General features: G+C 64.0%; 12 protein-coding genes. 10 read left to right on the plus strand and 2 right to left on the minus strand.

Going from position 1 to position 16,638, the window contains the following annotated elements; all coding sequences use genetic code 11:
* Positions 1–62: 62 nt before the first annotated feature.
* Positions 63–1,292: a 3-(3-hydroxy-phenyl)propionate transporter MhpT gene (gene mhpT / locus AB3X94_RS19755; RefSeq protein WP_176107410.1), complete on the minus strand. Its 1,230-nt coding sequence runs from the start codon at positions 1,290–1,292 to the stop codon at positions 63–65.
* A gap of 223 nt (positions 1,293–1,515) precedes the next feature.
* Between mhpT and AB3X94_RS19760 the strand changes: the two genes are divergently transcribed.
* The 3 genes from AB3X94_RS19760 to AB3X94_RS19770 all read left to right on the plus strand — a co-directional run bounded on the left by AB3X94_RS19760 (position 1,516) and on the right by AB3X94_RS19770 (position 3,281).
* Complete coding sequence (locus AB3X94_RS19760) at positions 1,516–2,001, plus strand: MarR family winged helix-turn-helix transcriptional regulator (RefSeq protein WP_176107409.1); 486 nt, start codon at positions 1,516–1,518, stop codon at positions 1,999–2,001.
* A 233-nt stretch (positions 2,002–2,234) separates the two neighbouring features.
* Complete coding sequence (locus AB3X94_RS19765) at positions 2,235–2,813, plus strand: DJ-1/PfpI family protein (protein ID WP_176107408.1); 579 nt, start codon at positions 2,235–2,237, stop codon at positions 2,811–2,813.
* Positions 2,814–2,942: 129 nt separating this feature from the next.
* Positions 2,943–3,281, plus strand: coding sequence for a ribbon-helix-helix domain-containing protein (locus AB3X94_RS19770; RefSeq protein ID WP_176107407.1), 339 nt, complete (start codon positions 2,943–2,945; stop codon positions 3,279–3,281).
* A gap of 93 nt (positions 3,282–3,374) precedes the next feature.
* Here AB3X94_RS19770 and AB3X94_RS19775 read toward each other — a convergent pair whose 3' ends face one another.
* Positions 3,375–4,613, minus strand: a complete 1,239-nt coding sequence (locus AB3X94_RS19775) for an MFS transporter (protein ID WP_368612437.1) — start codon at positions 4,611–4,613, stop codon at positions 3,375–3,377.
* A 790-nt stretch (positions 4,614–5,403) separates the two neighbouring features.
* On the opposite strand from AB3X94_RS19775, the gene AB3X94_RS19780 reads away from it, so the two are divergent.
* The 7 genes from AB3X94_RS19780 (at position 5,404) to AB3X94_RS19810 (ending at position 16,622) form a co-directional block, all read left to right on the plus strand.
* Positions 5,404–5,622 (plus strand): hypothetical protein, encoded by a 219-nt coding sequence (locus AB3X94_RS19780; RefSeq protein ID WP_246391999.1) that lies wholly within the window; start codon positions 5,404–5,406, stop codon positions 5,620–5,622.
* Between the two features lie 826 nt (positions 5,623–6,448).
* Positions 6,449–8,995, plus strand: a complete 2,547-nt coding sequence (gene ptsP, locus AB3X94_RS19785) for a phosphoenolpyruvate--protein phosphotransferase (protein ID WP_368612438.1) — start codon at positions 6,449–6,451, stop codon at positions 8,993–8,995.
* Between the two features lie 22 nt (positions 8,996–9,017).
* Complete coding sequence (gene ptsG, locus AB3X94_RS19790; protein ID WP_176107403.1) at positions 9,018–10,814, plus strand: PTS glucose transporter subunit IIBC; 1,797 nt, start codon at positions 9,018–9,020, stop codon at positions 10,812–10,814.
* A 25-nt stretch (positions 10,815–10,839) separates the two neighbouring features.
* A complete protein-coding gene (locus AB3X94_RS19795; protein WP_368612439.1) occupies positions 10,840–12,429 on the plus strand; it encodes an aspartate:alanine exchanger family transporter in 1,590 nt (529 codons plus the stop codon).
* Positions 12,430–12,538: 109 nt separating this feature from the next.
* Positions 12,539–13,843, plus strand: coding sequence for a c-type cytochrome (locus AB3X94_RS19800; protein ID WP_368612440.1), 1,305 nt, complete (start codon positions 12,539–12,541; stop codon positions 13,841–13,843).
* Positions 13,840–14,325, plus strand: coding sequence for a (2Fe-2S)-binding protein (locus AB3X94_RS19805; protein WP_368612441.1), 486 nt, complete (start codon positions 13,840–13,842; stop codon positions 14,323–14,325). The genes AB3X94_RS19800 and AB3X94_RS19805 overlap by 4 nt, the downstream gene beginning before the upstream one ends.
* Positions 14,326–14,408: 83 nt before the next feature.
* Entirely contained in the window at positions 14,409–16,622 is a 2,214-nt protein-coding gene (locus AB3X94_RS19810; protein ID WP_368612477.1) for a molybdopterin cofactor-binding domain-containing protein, read from the plus strand.
* The last annotated feature ends 16 nt before the right edge of the window (positions 16,623–16,638 follow it).

Genomic DNA, 16,638 nt, shown 5'->3' on the forward strand with positions numbered 1-16,638 from the left:
ATGACGCATGAAAAATGGCCCGGCGCGAAAGCGCCGGGCCATCTCAGTCCATCAACGAATACTTAGCGTTTCGCGGCGTTGGAGCGAATGACGAGCAATGCCGTAATCGCCGCGATGATGGTCACCGGCACGCTCGCGCCGATAACGAGGGCCGAGCTCTTTCCCATCGACAGCAATTGCCCTGCGGCGGCAGGGCCGACGATCGAACCGACGCGTCCCACCGCCACCGCGGCGCCGACGCCAGTACCCCGCACGCTGGTCGGATAGCTCGCGGCGGACAGCGCATACAGCATCGACTGCGCGCCGACGACGCCCATGCCGGCGAACAGCACGGCAACGGATAACGTCTCGATGCTGGCGACCTGCGAAAGCGCGACCAACGCACCGACGATGCACGCATAGATTGCCGTGACCGACAGGCCTTGTCTGAAGCGATCCATCAGCAGACCGATGCCGAGCACGCCAATCACGCTGCCGACGTTGAAAAAGATCTGTGCAATCCCGGCCTGCGAACGACTCATGCCGCGCCCCACGGTCAACGAAGGCAACCAGTTCAGCAGGAAATAAAGAACGATCAGCGTACAGAAGAAACTGATCCAGATACCGATCGTCGCCGCGGCGCGCCCCTCGCCGAACAGGACTGCGCGCGTCGAAAGCAGCGATTTGTCCGCTTTAGTCGATTCCCGCGACTCGGCGGCGAATTCGCGTGACTCAGGCAGCAACGCGATCAGCAGCGGAATGATGAGCAGCGGTCCGACTCCGCCTACGTAGAAGATATGACGCCACGCAGTAGCACCCGCGCTCAGCACGGCGATCAATGCGGCAAGCGCGCCGCCGACCGGCATACCGCAATACATGACACTGACCGCCGTGTTGCGGTGACGCGGATCGACCGCCTCGGAAGACAACGCGATCAGGTTCGGCATCGCGCCGCCGAGCCCGATGCCCGTCAGCAGGCGAGCAATCAGCAGACTTTCGAAGCTCCAGACCTGCGCGGTCGCAATCGAGAAGATGCCGAATACCGCCATTGAGATCATTAGAACGCGCTTGCGGCCGATCCGGTCGGCGAGTCTGCCGCCGATCATCGCGCCCGGTAAAAGCCCCAACATGCCGGCGCTGAAAGCGAGCCCCAACTGGCCGACCGACAAGCCGAACTCGTGCGCCATCCGAGGCGCCGCAACGCCGGTGGACTGCAGGTCGATACCCTCCAGCACCGCGACGAGAAAGCACAATGCCAACGTTAGTGCAGTACTGGAGCCCACGGCACTCGACCGATTAGCAACACTTGACATGACGTCTCCTTGACCTTTGATTGAATTACCAGTGGCCAGCTACGCTTCGTCGTTCGACGAAGCGGCCATGGGAAGGAGAAGATTTCTGACAATGATCTTTGCGTCACTTATCGGAACCCTTCCCACGGCACCCCCGGAATTAGTGATGAGTCTAGTCTCAGGACACCTGATATTGAAAGTAGAATATGATATGCCTGGTAGAAACACCTAAGCTAACCTGATAATGACCAAGACAATGGAGAAGCGGCGAACGCCCCTTGCCAAACAGGCCGGTTCAACGAAAACCGGTGCGCCACCTGCCCGCGTTTCCTATGTGGTCGGCCAACTGGACCGCCTGCTCAAACGCAGTTTGATCGATGTGCTGGGTGAATTCGGGCTGACCTTGCCTCAATTCACCGCGCTCTCCGTAATCAGCGCCAGTGGCGCGATGACCAACGCTAAACTCGCCGAACGCTCGTTCATCACGCCGCAGTCGGCCAACGAAGTTGTCAAGACGATGGAGGCCAACGGTTGGGTCGGACGCGCTGGACATCCTACGCACGGCCGGCTGATTCATCTGTTTCTGACCGACGAAGGGCGCAGGGTACTGAAGGAATGCGATTCAGCGATCGACACGCTCGAAGCGTCCATGCTGGACGGAGTAACGGAAATCCCGGTCGATACGCTGCGCAAGGTGCTGCAGCGATGTGTGTCGAATCTGCGTGGTTGAGTGGACCTTTCCAATGACAAAAGAGTGGTCGCGCTCGAATCGAACGCGACTCTTTTTCCTTCGCCTGAGGGCTGAATCGCGTTCAGCTCGGTGAAATCCCTGGTCGGCATTTAGCCGCGTATTACCCCGCCCACTGCGTCGATCGCTATATTGCTTGTCAACGGCCGCTTTGCGCACACCGCGACAGCGCGTCCGCCTCGCCTTTCCCAACCCGATTCGAGAGGACACGAAGCATGTCAAAGCGCATTCTTATCATCGCCGGTGATTTCGTCGAAGACTATGAGCTGATGGTGCCGTTCCAGGCACTGGGGGCAGTCGGTCATAAGGTGGACGTGGTTGCGCCCGACAAGCGCGCCGGCGACGCGATTCGCACCGCGATCCACGACTTCGAAGGCGATCAGACCTACACTGAAAAGCGCGGACACAACTTCACGCTGAACACCGACTTCGCATCGGTGGACCCCGCGAAATATGACGCGCTGCTCGTGCCCGGCGGCCGCGCCCCCGAGTATCTGCGGCTCAACGACAAGGTGATTGGCTGGGTGCGCCACTTCGCCGAAGCGAAGAAACCGATTGCCGCGGTCTGCCACGGCGCGCAACTGCTTGCTGCGGCGGGCGTGATCGAAGGCCGGCGCATCTCCGCGTATCCGGCCTGCGCGCCCGAGGTGAAGCTGGCGGGCGCGGAGTACGTGGCGCTCGACTGGCCCGACGCGATCACCGACGAGAACTTCGTCACCGCACCCGCATGGACTTCGCACGTGAACTGGATCGCCCAATTCCTTGCGCTGCTCGGCACGCGCATCGCGCATTGAAGGAGCGCCAGGACCGAAGCGCGGCATCGCGGGCGAGCAACCGTGTTACGCTCGATCATGATGGCATGAGCGACCGCACCGCGCGCTTCGCGTCCTGCGACGTCATCACTTGCGAGAAAGGCTGACCGAATGTGCAACGTCTATGTCAACGCTGATCCGATCCTCTACGAGTCGCGTACGCGCGCGCTGCGCATTCACGGCGTCGTGACCACGGTGAGGCTCGAAAATCTCTTCTGGGACGTGCTTCAGGAAATCGCCAACCGCGAGGACGTGACGACGACCCAGTTCGTCGTGAAGCTTCACGACGAACTGATCGCGTTGCGCGGCGAAGATCCGTTGAATTTCGCGTCGTTTCTGCGCGTGTGCTGTTTGCGCTATCTGTCGACGAGCGCTGCCCGCAACGAGGCCGCTGGCGACGTGCAGCTGAACGCCCCGTTTCAACCCAGAGTCGTGAAGACGGCTGTGTGACGGATTCGTCGCCTGGCGGGCCGCGGCGTCGCCTCGGCCCGGTATCGCGAGTGCGGTCTCGCGCCGTATTTGTTCTGTTTTTGTTGCGTTCCGTCAGTCAGCCGACGCATCGCACGCGCAATCAAGAGAAGACGCAGCGGCCGGTCGTTCCAGCACAGCAAGCCGTTGCAGTGTCACGAGACCGAGCAGTGCGAGTCCAAGTCCCAGCGTGAAGTCAGCGTGAATTCCCGCGCGGTCGACAATAGTGCCTCCCACTGCCGAACCCGCCGCAATCGCGACCTGGATGATGCTGACGAACATCGCCGAGCCCGCTTCGGGCAGGTCTGTCGTGCTGCGCTGAATCCATACGCTGAAGCAAAGCGGCAGCGCTCCGAACGCGATTCCCCACAGCAGCATCCCCGCAGTCTCGCCGATCGGCGAATGCTCGAGCAGCAACATCGACGACATCGCGCCCAATAGCAGCATAACCATCGCGGCGACGGATTTCTTCAGATGGTCCGAAATCACCATCGACGCCAATGCATTCGAGAAGAAGCCGATCAGACCGAATCCGAACAGCAACAGTGTGATGGCGCTCAACGAGAAGTCGTGTTCGAGCAGCGGAGCAATGTAGGTGTAGGTCGAGAAATGCGCGCCGAAGACGAGCGCGACCATCACCATGCTCAGCCTCGTATGAGGCCGGTGAAGCAGTGTTTTGAAATCGGCGATCCGCAATGCCGATGCCGACGGCAACGAAGGCACGAGGAACGCCTGCGCCAGCAAGGCGAGCGACACGAGGCCCGCGGTCGCGGTGAACGCGAGGCGCCACGATGCAAACGACGCGATGAAAGTCCCGAGCGGCACGCCGATCACCGTTGCGCAGGTCACGCCGGTCAGAATGGTCGCGGTTGCTTTGGCGGCATCCTTTGCTTGCACGAGTCGAGGAGCCGCCGCCGTCGCCAGAGTCCAGAAGCCACCCAGCGCGCCGCCGAGCAAAGCCCGTCCGACGAGCATGATCGCGAGGTTCGGTGCGATCGCGCACACGACGTTCGCGATCAACAGTACCGCGGTGAGGAGCAGGAAAACGTAGCGGCGGTCCATGCGGCCCGCGCTGACTATCAGCGTCGGCGCCAATATTGCGGCCATTACGCCGGGCGTGGTGACCATCAGACCAGCGACACCAGTCGACACGCCGAGGTCATGTGCGATCTGTGGCAACAGCCCGACGGGCAAAAACTCGGCCGTGACGAACGCGAACGCGCTTACCGCAACAGCGATGACGGATAGCCATTGACCTGCGGAGGTTGAATTCCCTTCCAGGGACGCTGAAGTCGTAGGTGTATCGATGTGCATGATGACCCTGATGCCAGATTGAAGCCTGACACTTTAGGCGGGGTCTCACGTTGGAAAAAGAGTCGTCCGATGAAAAGACTAGAAGGTGTGGCTGAACAATGCGCGGGCGACGATATTCCGCTAACGGCCGAAACGACCGCGTAGCCTCTTTCATATGCGCCGGCATGAAAGCGTTCGTCATCAGCGGCGTGATGCGTTTCGTTGACAGTCTTCCACGATGTTAGAAAATCTCGTAAGTGGCGCCGAAGTGCTTGCATCGGGCCGCCAAGTCGGTATTGCAGTGTTCGCGGCCGCTTGAGGACTTCGTTTTTCGCCGTGTCCAATAGGGCTCCGTGATAGTTATACCGACTGGCCTGATCAGTACTTGGGAGACGGATGGCGATTGATTTGAAAGCGGGAGCCCACCGCAGTTGCACGCTCCATACGCGGCACGAATATCGCGGCAGCACGTCCAGCGACGAGGTGCGCACCGGCCGCCAGCTCATTGCTTCAGCGAGTCCATGGGAGCTCACGCGCGACGCGAGCCAACTAGCCCCGCTCGCCAGGTTCATGCGCCATGCTCAGGGCGGCGCATATGCAAGCGGCTCCGCGCCTCAGCAACTCGCTCGAGCGCTAAAGTGCGCCGTTTGGGCTATCGGGAAGCCAATGGGCGGATACGGAACAGTCCAGGCGTGCATGGACCGTGCGCGCTACACTACAACAGTTGCATGGGATTCACTCAAGCAATATGAACACTCCACGCTCACCCCAGCCACCAAAATCAATCGTTGTCGGCTTCGTTCCTGAGGACATGGAACTGACCATTCAGATGGTTGATGAGGCGGCTCTCCAGCCACTTTTGACCGGGACGGTCTTCCCCATTCTGTTGTCAGACTTTGGCGACAAGATTGACGACGAAATCGCTCGCCGTTTCGGTGTCGCCATCCTCAACTGCCTGGCTCGATACAAACCCGAATTAGTGCCGCTCATGTCGTCGGTCACGCAAGAGCCGCAGAAACGACCGGAATAACGCATCTAAACGGCAAGTCTGCGCCCTGAAGGTACCTTAAAGCTCACTTGGCACCCCGCGTCAGCGTAACAATTCCGTTTTGCTCGAATGGACCTGATCAACAAATTCAATGCACGTATTTCGGGAAAGAAAACCGCCCCAACATGCCGATCGCATACATAACCGCCTCATTGGGCGCGGAATTGCTTGTCGAGTTCGATACGGTGAACGTCGTTGCAGATGAAAGCAGACCCTGCCTTTCGCTAAACGAATAAAACAGAGAAGTAAAAACCGCGCGATGCGCCAATTAATAATTGCCGTGCCGGTCTTCCGCCTGGAATTAGAAAAATTCGGAAAATCCCCTTCCGAAATCGTCTCGTCTTGCAATCTGCGCTCAGTAACATATGCTCTCTTTCAGAGCGCTTTCCGGGTCCTTTTTCCGGGACCACGGTGCAAGCCGGTCGCCCTCAGGCGCGAGGCGGCCGACACACGCAAACAACGCCGTCGCAGCGCGCCCGACGTTTCTCCGCCCACCCCCGGTCGAGGCTGCGTGGGCGGCAACCATCCTGAAAGCCGACATGTCGCGCGCGAACGAAATCAGACTGCCGAGTCTTTCCGGTGAGAGCAATCGCATCGAGGGGTAAGCAGCAGTTTGCGCATACGGGCGACGTGCGCGACGTGGTTGGGTTTCCCGAGTTCCTGTCACCGAGCTTTTGTAACGTGCGCCGCTCACAAGTGGGTGAGCGGCGTAACCGGCAATGGTGCCGACCGCACGGATGAATGTCGCGCTCACGCGGCTCGAGTCGAACCACCGCAGGCGAGCGTCAACGTACAAGGAGTCTTGGCGATGAAAGCTCCTCAGCGTCCTCAGCGCATCGAGTTGATGGCGCCACTGTCGGGCGTACTGGTTCCTCTCGACAGCGTGCCCGATCCGGTCTTTGCCCAGAAGATGGTCGGCGATGGCGTATCGATCGATCCGACCTCGGATGAACTGCTATCGCCGCTTGCCGGCAAGGTCACGCAACTCCACAGCGCGTGCCACGCCGCAACGATCACCGGCGACAACGGTCTGCAAGTGCTGCTGCACATCGGGCTCGATACCGTAATGCTGCGCGGCGAGGGCTTCATGCCGTTGGTCAAGGAAGGCGACACCGTCGCGGCGGGCACGCCGCTGATCCGCTTCGACCCGATCGTGGTCGGCGCAAAAGCAACCAGCCTGCTCACGCAAATGGTGATCGCCAATGGCGATCTCGTCACGCGCTACGTTCCCGCGAAAGGGCTCGTCGTCGCCGGCACCGACGTCGCGCTGTACGTCGAACTGGTCGGCAGCGGGGAGAACAAGGATACGGCCAGCGCCACCGGCGCGATCCTCTCCGGCGAGATCACGCTGCCGAATCCGGCGGGCCTGCATGCGCGGCCCGCCGCGGTCGTCGCGGTCGAGGCGAAGAAATTCAAGTCCGAGATCCGCTTGCTGCGCGGCGACGCCAGCGCAAATGCCAAGTCCGTCGTCGCGCTCATGGGGCTCGCAACGAAGTTCGGCGACAAGTTGCGCGTCGAGGCCCGCGGTCCCGACGCGGCGGAGGCGGCCAGCACCGTCGCGCGACTGCTTGCCGAGGGATCGGGCGAAAAGCCCGGCGATGCGCCCGCACCCGCGGCGGCCGCGTCAAGCGCGCCGGTTGCGCCAGTGCCGGCACCGAGCGAGGCGGCTCCCGCCGACGCCAACGAATTCATCGGCGTCTCCGCGTCGCCGGGGCTTTCGGTCGGTAAGATCGTGCAGTTCCGCCAGCAAGTGATCGAGGTGAACGAAGCGGGCGAGTCGCCGCAACGCGAACGGGCGCAACTCGAAGCGGCGCAGCATCAGGCGCGTCAGCAGATCGAGGGGCTCAAGGCGACGCTCACCGATCCGTCGAAAGCGCAGATTCTCGACGCGCATCTCGAACTGCTGGACGATCCCGACCTGAACGACGCCGCCATCAGCAGCATCAGCGAGGGAAAGGGCGCGGGGTTCGCGTGGCGCGATGCGTTCCAGAACCAGGCAAGCATGCTCGAAAAGCTCGACAATCCGCTGCTGCGCGAACGCGCCGGCGATATCCGCGACGTCGGCCGCCGTGTGCTCGCGCTGCTCGCCGGCGTGAAGCAGGCGCAGATCGACGTGCCGGAAGAGTCGATCCTGATCGCCGAGGAACTGTCGCCGTCCGACACCACGTCGCTCGATCGCAGCAAGGTGCTCGGCTTTTGCACGACGACCGGCGGCGCGACGAGCCACGTCGCGATCCTCGCGCGCTCGCTCGGCATTCCGGCGATCTGCGGTATCGACGCGCGCGCGCTGCAACTCGCCGACGGCACGCCCGTCGTGCTCGACGGTTCGCGCGGCAGCTTGCGGCGCAATCCGAGCGCCGAGGAACTGGAAAAGGCGCGCGAACGCATCAGGCGCCAGGCCGCCAAACGCGAAGACGAAAAGCTCGCGGCAAGCAGACTCGCAATGACCGCCGACGGCCACCGCGTCGAAGTCGTCGCGAACATCCGCAATGCGCAGGAAGCGCGCGACGCGGTCGCTGGCGGTGCGGAAGGCGTCGGACTGTTGCGTTCCGAGTTCCTGTTCGACGCGCGCGACACCGCGCCAAGCGAAGACGAACAGGCCACCGAATATTGCGCCGTCGCGGAAGCGCTCGGCCGCGAGCGCACGCTCGTGGTCCGCACGCTCGATGTCGGCGGCGACAAACCGCTGTCGTATATGCCGCTGCCGAAGGAAGACAACCCGTTTCTCGGGCTGCGCGGTGTGCGCGTGAGCCTCGAGCGTCCCGACATCTTCCGCACCCAACTGCGCGCGATCCTGCGCGCGGCGCCGCTCGGCAACCTGCACGTGATGTTCCCGATGATCACGACGGTCGAGGAAGTGCGGGCGGCGCGCAAGATCCTGCTCGAAGAAGCCGGCGATCGCGCGGCGAGCGTGAAAGTGGGCGTCATGATCGAAGTCCCGGCGGCCGCGCTGATCGCGGAGCCGCTCGCACGCGAAGTCGACTTCTTCTCGATCGGCACGAACGACCTGACGCAATACACGCTCGCGATGGACCGGGGCCATCCGCAACTCGCGAAGCAGGCTGACGCGCTCCACCCGGCGGTGTTGCGTCTGATCGGCATGACGGTCGACGGCGCGCACCAGCACGGCAAATGGGTCGGCATTTGCGGCGGCATCGCGTCGGATGCGATGGCGGTGCCGGTGCTCGTCGGCCTCGGCATCGACGAGCTCTCGGTAAGTATTCCGGCAGTCGGTTCGATCAAGGCCCAGCTTGCACGCATCACGACCGACGAAGCAAAGAAGCTCGCCGCCGAGGTGCTGCGTCTGGGCACCGCCGCGGAAGTCCGCGCGCATCTGTCGCGCTTTGCCGACTGAGCCGATCAACAGGAGATCAGCCATGTTCTCGCATGCGTTCGGAGTCTTGCAGAAGATCGGCAAATCGCTGATGCTGCCCGTCGCCGTACTCCCGGTGGCCGGCTTGCTGCTCGGTCTCGGCGCCACCGACTTCCACGGTTACGTGCCGACCGTCGTGCTCGCGCTGATGAAGAACGCGGGCGACGTGATCTTCGCCAACCTGCCGCTGATCTTCGCGATCGGCGTCGCGCTCGGCTTCACCGAGAACGATGGCGTCTCGGGTATCGCCGCAACGATCGGGTATCTGGTGATGACGGCCACGCTGGGTGTGATCGCCAAGATTGGGGGCATCGAAACCGACACGATCATGGGCATTCCGTCGATCCAGACCGGCGTGTTCGGCGGCATCCTCGCCGGTGGTCTTGCGGCCTGGATGTTCAACCGCTACTACCGGATCACGTTGCCGCCGTATCTCGGCTTCTTCGCCGGCAAGCGCTTCGTGCCCATCGTGACCGCGATCGGCTCGATCGTGCTCGGCGCGATCCTGTCCTTCGTGTGGCCGCCGATCGGCAGCGCAATCAAGGCTTTCTCGCATTGGGCGGCGGTTTCGGACCCGCGCACCGCCGCGACGGTCTACGGTTTCGTCGAACGTCTGCTGATTCCGTTCGGTCTGCATCACATCTGGAACGTGCCTTTCTTCTTCGAAATGGGCAGCTTCGTCGACCCGACGACCGGCAAGGAAGTTCACGGCGACATCACCCGCTATTTCGCTGGCGACCCCACCGCCGGCATCCTTGCGGGCGCGTTCCTGTTCAAGATGTTCGGCCTGCCGGCCGCGGCGATCGCGATCTGGCATTGCGCGAAGCCGGAGAAGAAGGTGGCCGTCGGCGGCATGATGGTTTCGGCCGCGCTGACTTCTTTTCTCACCGGCATCACCGAGCCGATCGAATTCGCGTTCCTGTTCGTCGCGCCGGTGCTGTACCTGATTCACGCATGCCTCGCGGCGTCGGCGCAGTTCGTGGCGAACACCTTGGGCATGCGCATGGGCTTCACGTTCTCGCAAGGCGGCATCGATTTTCTGATGTTCAACCTGATCGGCGGAAAGGCCACGCACGCCTGGTATGTTTTCATTCTCGGTCCAATTTACGCGGTGATCTATTACGGCGTGTTCCGCTTCGTCATCACGCGCTTCAACCTCAAGACACCCGGCCGCGAGGACGACACGGCGGATACCGTGGCGGTCGCCGCGAGCGGCGCGGGCGGACGCTCGCGCGAACTCGTGCTCGCCTTTGGCGGCCGCTCCAATATCACCAGTCTCGACGCTTGCATCACACGGCTGCGCATCTCCGTGAAGGACCCGGCGCGCGTCGACGAACACAAGCTCAAGGCGCTCGGTGCGGCGGGTGTGGTGCGCGTGGGCAACGGCGTGCAGGCGATCTTCGGGCCGTTGTCGGAGAACATGAAAACCGACATGCAGGACTACCTGAAGACAGCGGGCGCAGAAGCGGATCTGCCGGCGGCCGGCGCACCCGGCGTGGAAAGCGCAGCAGCCGCGACTGCCGCGGCGGCTCCAGCGGCCGTGGCCGCCTCGGCGCAACACTCTGCGCAGGAAACGGAGCGCGCTGAAAAGATTCGTGCGGCGCTGGGCGGCGCGGCCAACATCCTGAAGCTCGACGCGCTGGCGGCCACGCGGTTGCGTGTCGAACTATTGGATGCGTCGCGCATCGACGCGGCCGGCTTGAAAGCGGCGGGCGTGGTCGCCACGCAAGCATTGAAGAACGGTGCACTCGATCTGATCGTGGGTCTCGGCTCGGGCAGCCTCGCAGGCGCAATGCGATAGGAGCGACGCGTACATAGGGGGCCGCATGGAAGCAGTCAGAACTTTCCTCGAAACTCAGCCGCTGCTCGCGCTTTTTCTGACCATTGCGCTCGGCTACCTGGTCGGCGAAATCACTATCAAGGGCGTGGCTCTCGGCTCGGGGGCCGTGCTGTTCGTTGGACTCGGGCTCGGCGCGTTCGCGCCGAAATCCGCGCCGCCGGCGTTGCTGGGCACGCTCGGTCTGCTGCTGTTTCTGTATGGCATCGGCATTCAGTACGGCGCGCAGTTCTTCCGCGGACTGACGAGCCGGGAAGGCATGAAGGCCAACGCGGCCGCATGTGTGGGCGTGATCGCTTCGGGTCTGGTGGCGTGCGCCTTCATCCACTTCGGCATCACGCTCGCCGATGCGCTCGGCATGTTCGCGGGCAGCGGCACCAGCACGGCGAGCCTGCAGGTTGCCATTGCATCGATGAAAAGCAGCAATGCCGCCGTGGCTTATAGCGTCACCTATCCATTCGGCGTGGCTGGGCCGATCCTGTTCCTCTATGTGCTGAACGCGGCTCTGAAAGCCAAAATACCGAAGCCGACCGCGAAGGTGCTGGAGACCGCGGAAATCGCGCTGCGCAATGCCAGTCTCTTCGGTCTCCGGCTGTCGGAGCTCTCGACCCGCCTGCCTGCCGGCGTGGCGATAGCGGCCGTGCGGCGCGCGCATCACAATCAGTTGCCCAGCGACGACTTCACGCTGCGCGCCGACGACGTCCTTCTTGCCACCGCCACCGAGCGCCGCCCGCTCGACGAAGCAACCGCACTATGCGGCGAGTCGCAGCCCGGGCGTATTTCGAGTCATCGCGAAGACCTCGACTATCTGCGCGTGTTCGCGTCTAGCCCGGCGGTCGTCGGCACGGCGCTCGGCAATCTGCGCTATCCGGACGGCGTGAACTGCGCGATCGCGCACGTGCGGCGCGGTGATACCGATCTGCTGTCGACCCCGGATCTGATTCTCGAGGCAGGCGACCGCGTCGGCCTGCTCGTCGACAACGCGCATAGGGCGACGGTCCGCGCGTTCTTCGGCGATTCGATCAAGGGCACGGCCGAGCTGAGTTTCATCTGTCTGGGCATCGGCGCGGCAGCGGGGCTGCTGGTCGGTGCGATCCCGCTGCGCGCGCCCGGTCTCGGCGCGTTCAGCCTGGGTCTCGCGGCGTTGCTACTGGTCGCACTGTGCCTCGGCAAGGTGCGCCGCAGCGGACCTTTCGTGTGGGTGATGCCGCTCTCCGCAAATCTCGTGCTGCGCAATCTCGGGCTGACGATTTTTCTCGCGCAGGTGGGCCTGTCTTGCGGACCGAAGTTCGTTGCGACCGTCGGCACCGCCGGACCGCTGCTGCTGCTTTATGGCGTGATCACGCTGCTGGTGCTCGTCGGCGTCACGGCTGTGTGCTGCCTGTGGATCTTCAGACTGTCTTTCGATACGTCGGTCGGCGTGATTTGCGGCGCGACCGGCAATCCCGCGATTCTCGCCTTCGCCAACCGCATCGCGCCGACGGATCAGCCCGACGTCATGTACGCGATGATTTTTCCGTCGATGACCATCGTCAAGGTGCTGTTCGTGCAGATCGCCATCGCGGTCGCTGCCGACTAGAAGAAGCCGTTATCGCGACCCGCCGCTATCGGGGAACGCCGCTTGCGCGACTTAGAGCCGCGCGACGCATTCTGCAACGATGCGCGGACGGTTCGGCGATGGAGGCCAGATGAAAGGACGGGTGGCAAGTGCGGGCGTGGCCGTTGTTGTGGTCGCCCTCATGGCCGCGCACGGCCCCACTGCGCATGCACGGGAGCCCGCGCCGGGTGCCGTCACTGCGCCGATCGCGGCCAACAGCGATACCGCGGCCGCGACGCGCGGCGCGAAGCTCGCGGCCATTGGCAATTGCGTCACGTGCCACACCGCGACGGGCGGCCAGCCCCTCGCGGGCGGACTGCCGCTGCAAACACCTTTTGGCCTCATTTACTCGACCAACATCACCCCGGACAACGAAACCGGCATCGGGGGCTGGACGCTCGACGCGTTCGAACGTGCGATGCGGCGCGGCGTGTCCAGCGACGGCCATCTGCTCTACCCCGCGTTCCCATATCCCCACTTCACGCACCTGAGCGATGCCGATATCGGCTCGCTGTATGCCTGGCTGATGAGCCGCGCTCCGGTCAGCGCGCCTGCGCCGCACAACGAGCTGATCTTCCCGCTCGGCTTCAGGCCCCTCATCGCCGTGTGGAATCTTCTTTACCTGCATACCGGCAGCGAAGCCGCACCGTCGCCGACCGGAGCGCCGGACCTCGCACGCGGGCGTTATCTGGTCGAAAGCCTCGGTCATTGCGGTGCGTGCCACACGCCGCTCGACCGCCTCGGCGCAGAGCGCCGCGACCACGCGCTGCAAGGCGGCACGATCGACGGATGGGACGCGCCCGCGCTGACGGACCTCGCTTCACGCCCGACGCCCTGGACTCAGGCCCAGCTCGTCGGCTATCTGCGCACGGGCCTCGCCAGCGCCCATGGCGCGGCGGCGGGTCCGATGCGCCCCGTCACGCGCACGCTCGCCGACGCATCCGCCTCCGACGTTGAGGCGATGGCCGCGTATCTGCTGGCGTTGACATCCGGGGGCCGAGGCGCGCCGGAGCGTCCGGTCGCCTCGCCCTCCGCTACCTCCGCGCCCGTGTCCCCCGCGCCCGGCGGCGGCGCGAATCTGTTCGCCGCGGCCTGCGCATCGTGCCATGCTGAAGGCGCGCCGATGTCGAACGGGGGCGCTCGACCGTCGCTGTCCCTTTCCACGGCCGTCAACGCCGACAGCCCTCGCAACATGGTCCGTTTCATCCTCGATGGCATCGACTGGCACGAAAGCGATAGCGAGCCCTTCATGCCATCATTTGCCAACACCTTCACGGATGCGCAGATAGCGGAGCTCGCCAACTACACGCGCGAACGCTTCACCGCACGCGACGCGTGGCCCACGCTCGACGCCCGTGCGGTCGCGCAATTTCGCAGGGACGGCCTGCCACGATGATCACAATCAACGTCAACGGCGTCAGTCAGACGGTCGATGTAGACCCGTCCACGCCGCTGCTCTATGTGCTGCGCAACGAATTGCAGCTCGATGGCGCGAAGTTCGGCTGCGGTCTCGGTCAATGCGGCGCATGCACGGTCAGCGTCGGCGGCGAACCGGTGTTCTCGTGCCTCATGCCGGTCGTGGCCGTGGGCGAGCGGCCAGTGCGAACCGTCGAAGGACTCGGCAGCGCGCAACATCCTGGACCACTTCAGCAAGCCTTCATCGACGAACAGGCCGCGCAATGCGGCTATTGCATCGCCGGCATGATCATGCGAGCGCAAACGCTGCTGGACCGAGTGTCGCATCCAAGCGATGAACAGATCCGCCGCTACATGCAGCCGAACCTGTGCCGCTGCGGCACGCACATGCGCATTCTCGCGGCGATCCGGCAAGTCGCGAGCGGTTCGCCGCCGCGTACGGGCGGGGGAGCGCAATCGTGAGCGACGGCCGCCCATTGTCCGCCGCCCACGGCAGCGGTCCGGATGACCCCGCGCGGCGCCGCTTCCTCGTTGGCGGCTCGCTGATGGTGAGCTTCGCGATCGTGCCAGTCATGGCCGCGCTCGCGCAAACCACCACCGAAGCGGGCACCTTCACCGCGAGCGCCCCGAAGCTGCCGGGCAGTCTCAAGACCACGCCGTTGCTCGATGCGTGGATCAAGGTCGCCCCCGACGGCCACGTGAGCGTATTCACGGGCAAAGCGGAGCTTGGCACGGGCATTCGCACCGCGCTGCTGCAGGTCGCCGCGGAAGAGCTGGATCTCGCGCCTGATGCGATCGAGCTGATCACCGCCGACACCACCAGAACGCCGAACGAAGGCTACACCGCCGGCAGTCACACGATGGCCGACAGCGGCACCGCGATCCTCAACGCCGCGGCTCAGGTGCGCGCGCTGCTGGTCGCGAGCGCGGCCTCACAGTTGGGCCTCGACGCAGCGACCCTGACGACACGCGACGGCGCCGTCATTGCCGCCGACGGAAGACGCGTGAGCTATGGCGAAGCCGTGCAACACGCGGACCTGCATCAGAACGCCCAGCCCGACGCGCCGAGAAAGCCGCCATCGGCCTACGCGCTGATTGGCCATATGCTGCCGCGCGTCGATATCCTGGGCAAGGTGACGGGCGGCGCGAGCTATGTCCAGGACCTGCGGCTGCCCGGCATGCTGCATGCCCGCGTCGTGCGGCCGCCGTCTTATGGCGCGAGCCTCGTTGCATTCGATAGCGGGCGCGTCGAGGCGCTGCCCGGGGTCGTCAAGGTCGTGCGCAACGGCAACTACCTCGCGGTGGCCGCCGACGACGAATGGCGCGCGATCCTCGCGATGCGTGAGCTGGCGCTCGCCGCGCAGTGGCGGCCGGGGCCGCCGCTGCCCGATCCGGCGAACGTCCACGCGTTGCTGATGAGCCTGCCTGCACAGGAAATCGCGGTGGCCGATCGGGGCGCGGCGACCGGCGCGGCCGCACCGATGGCGACGCTGCGGGCGCGCTATTCGAGGCCGTATCTGACGCATGGCTCGATTGGGCCATCGTGCGCAGTCGCGCGACTCGACAACGATGTGATGACCGTTTGGACGCATACGCAAGGCGTCTTTCCGCTGCGTGCCGGCATCGCCGAAATGCTCGCGATGCCGCCCGGCAAGGTGCGCTGCGTGCATGTGGAAGGTTCGGGCTGCTACGGACACAACGGCGCGGACGATGTCGCGGCCGACGCCGCCCTCATCGCACGCGAGTTGCCTGGTCGACCAGTGCGCGTGCAATTGATGCGCGAACAGGAACACATGTGGGAGCCGTTCGGCCCGGCCATGACAGTCGACGCGAAGGCAACGCTCGATGCGGCAGGCACGATTGCCGACTGGCGTTACGAGCTATGGAGCAATACGCATAACAACCGCATCGAGAATGCGGGCCGCCTGCTGCCCGCGCAGCTCCTTGCGCAGCCGTTCACCCCCGCGCCGCCGAAGCCGATTCCGATGCCGGAAGGCGGAGGCGACCGCAACAGCATTCCGCTCTACCGCGTGCCCAGCCTGCACGTGCAGCATCATTTCGTGCCCACGATGCCGATCCGCGTCTCCGCGATGCGTTCGCTCGGCGCGCACATGAACGTGTTCGCGATCGAGAGCTTCATCGACGAGCTCGCCAGAGCCGCGCACGCCGATCCCGTTGCGTTTCGCCTCAAACATCTCGATGATCCGCGCGCACATGGCGTGATTCGCGCCGTAGCCGATCAATTCGGCTGGCATGCTCACAGCGCGCTAACGGGCGACGCTAGCCCGCGTTCACACGGTACCGGCTTTGCGTTCGCCCAATACAAGAACCTGATGGCCTACTTTGCCGTTGCGATGGACGTGACGGTGATGCGCGATACCGGCGAGCTCAGCATCGAGCGCGTCGTCGCAGCCGTCGATTGCGGACAGATCGTGAATCCGGACGGTGTGCGCAATCAGATCGAAGGCGGCATTTTGCAAACCGCGAGCTGGACGCTCTATGAAGAAACGCAATTCGATCCGCAACGCATCACGAGCTATGACTGGAGCACTTATCCGATCATGCGCTTCTCGTCCGTACCCAAACGCGTGGACGTGCTGTTGATCGACCGGCCGGGCTTGCCATTCCTGGGTGTCGGAGAAGCGGCGCAAGGCCCGGCCGCCGCGGCGCTCGCGAACGCGATCGACGACGCGACGGGTGTGCGGATCCGCGACTTGCCGTTGCTCGGGGCGAACGGCAAGAAGATGCTCGAGGCGTGAGGGCTTTCGCGTTAAC

This window comes from Paraburkholderia sp. BR10923 (assembly GCF_040948765.1).
Classification (GTDB): domain Bacteria; phylum Pseudomonadota; class Gammaproteobacteria; order Burkholderiales; family Burkholderiaceae; genus Paraburkholderia; species Paraburkholderia youngii.

What these genes read in the sequence shown, in the direction of transcription:
- mhpT (WP_176107410.1), bottom strand. Translation starts at nt 1,292, where the DNA reads ATGTCAAGTGTTGCTAATCGGTCGAGTGCCGTGGGCTCCAGTACTGCA.
- AB3X94_RS19760 (WP_176107409.1), top strand. Translation starts at nt 1,516, where the DNA reads ATGACCAAGACAATGGAGAAGCGGCGAACGCCCCTTGCCAAACAGGCC.
- AB3X94_RS19765 (WP_176107408.1), top strand. Translation starts at nt 2,235, where the DNA reads ATGTCAAAGCGCATTCTTATCATCGCCGGTGATTTCGTCGAAGACTAT.
- AB3X94_RS19770 (WP_176107407.1), top strand. Translation starts at nt 2,943, where the DNA reads ATGTGCAACGTCTATGTCAACGCTGATCCGATCCTCTACGAGTCGCGT.
- AB3X94_RS19775 (WP_368612437.1), bottom strand. Translation starts at nt 4,613, where the DNA reads ATGCACATCGATACACCTACGACTTCAGCGTCCCTGGAAGGGAATTCA.
- AB3X94_RS19780 (WP_246391999.1), top strand. Translation starts at nt 5,404, where the DNA reads ATGGAACTGACCATTCAGATGGTTGATGAGGCGGCTCTCCAGCCACTT.
- ptsP (WP_368612438.1), top strand. Translation starts at nt 6,449, where the DNA reads ATGAAAGCTCCTCAGCGTCCTCAGCGCATCGAGTTGATGGCGCCACTG.
- ptsG (WP_176107403.1), top strand. Translation starts at nt 9,018, where the DNA reads ATGTTCTCGCATGCGTTCGGAGTCTTGCAGAAGATCGGCAAATCGCTG.
- AB3X94_RS19795 (WP_368612439.1), top strand. Translation starts at nt 10,840, where the DNA reads ATGGAAGCAGTCAGAACTTTCCTCGAAACTCAGCCGCTGCTCGCGCTT.
- AB3X94_RS19800 (WP_368612440.1), top strand. Translation starts at nt 12,539, where the DNA reads ATGAAAGGACGGGTGGCAAGTGCGGGCGTGGCCGTTGTTGTGGTCGCC.
- AB3X94_RS19805 (WP_368612441.1), top strand. Translation starts at nt 13,840, where the DNA reads ATGATCACAATCAACGTCAACGGCGTCAGTCAGACGGTCGATGTAGAC.
- AB3X94_RS19810 (WP_368612477.1), top strand. Translation starts at nt 14,409, where the DNA reads ATGGTGAGCTTCGCGATCGTGCCAGTCATGGCCGCGCTCGCGCAAACC.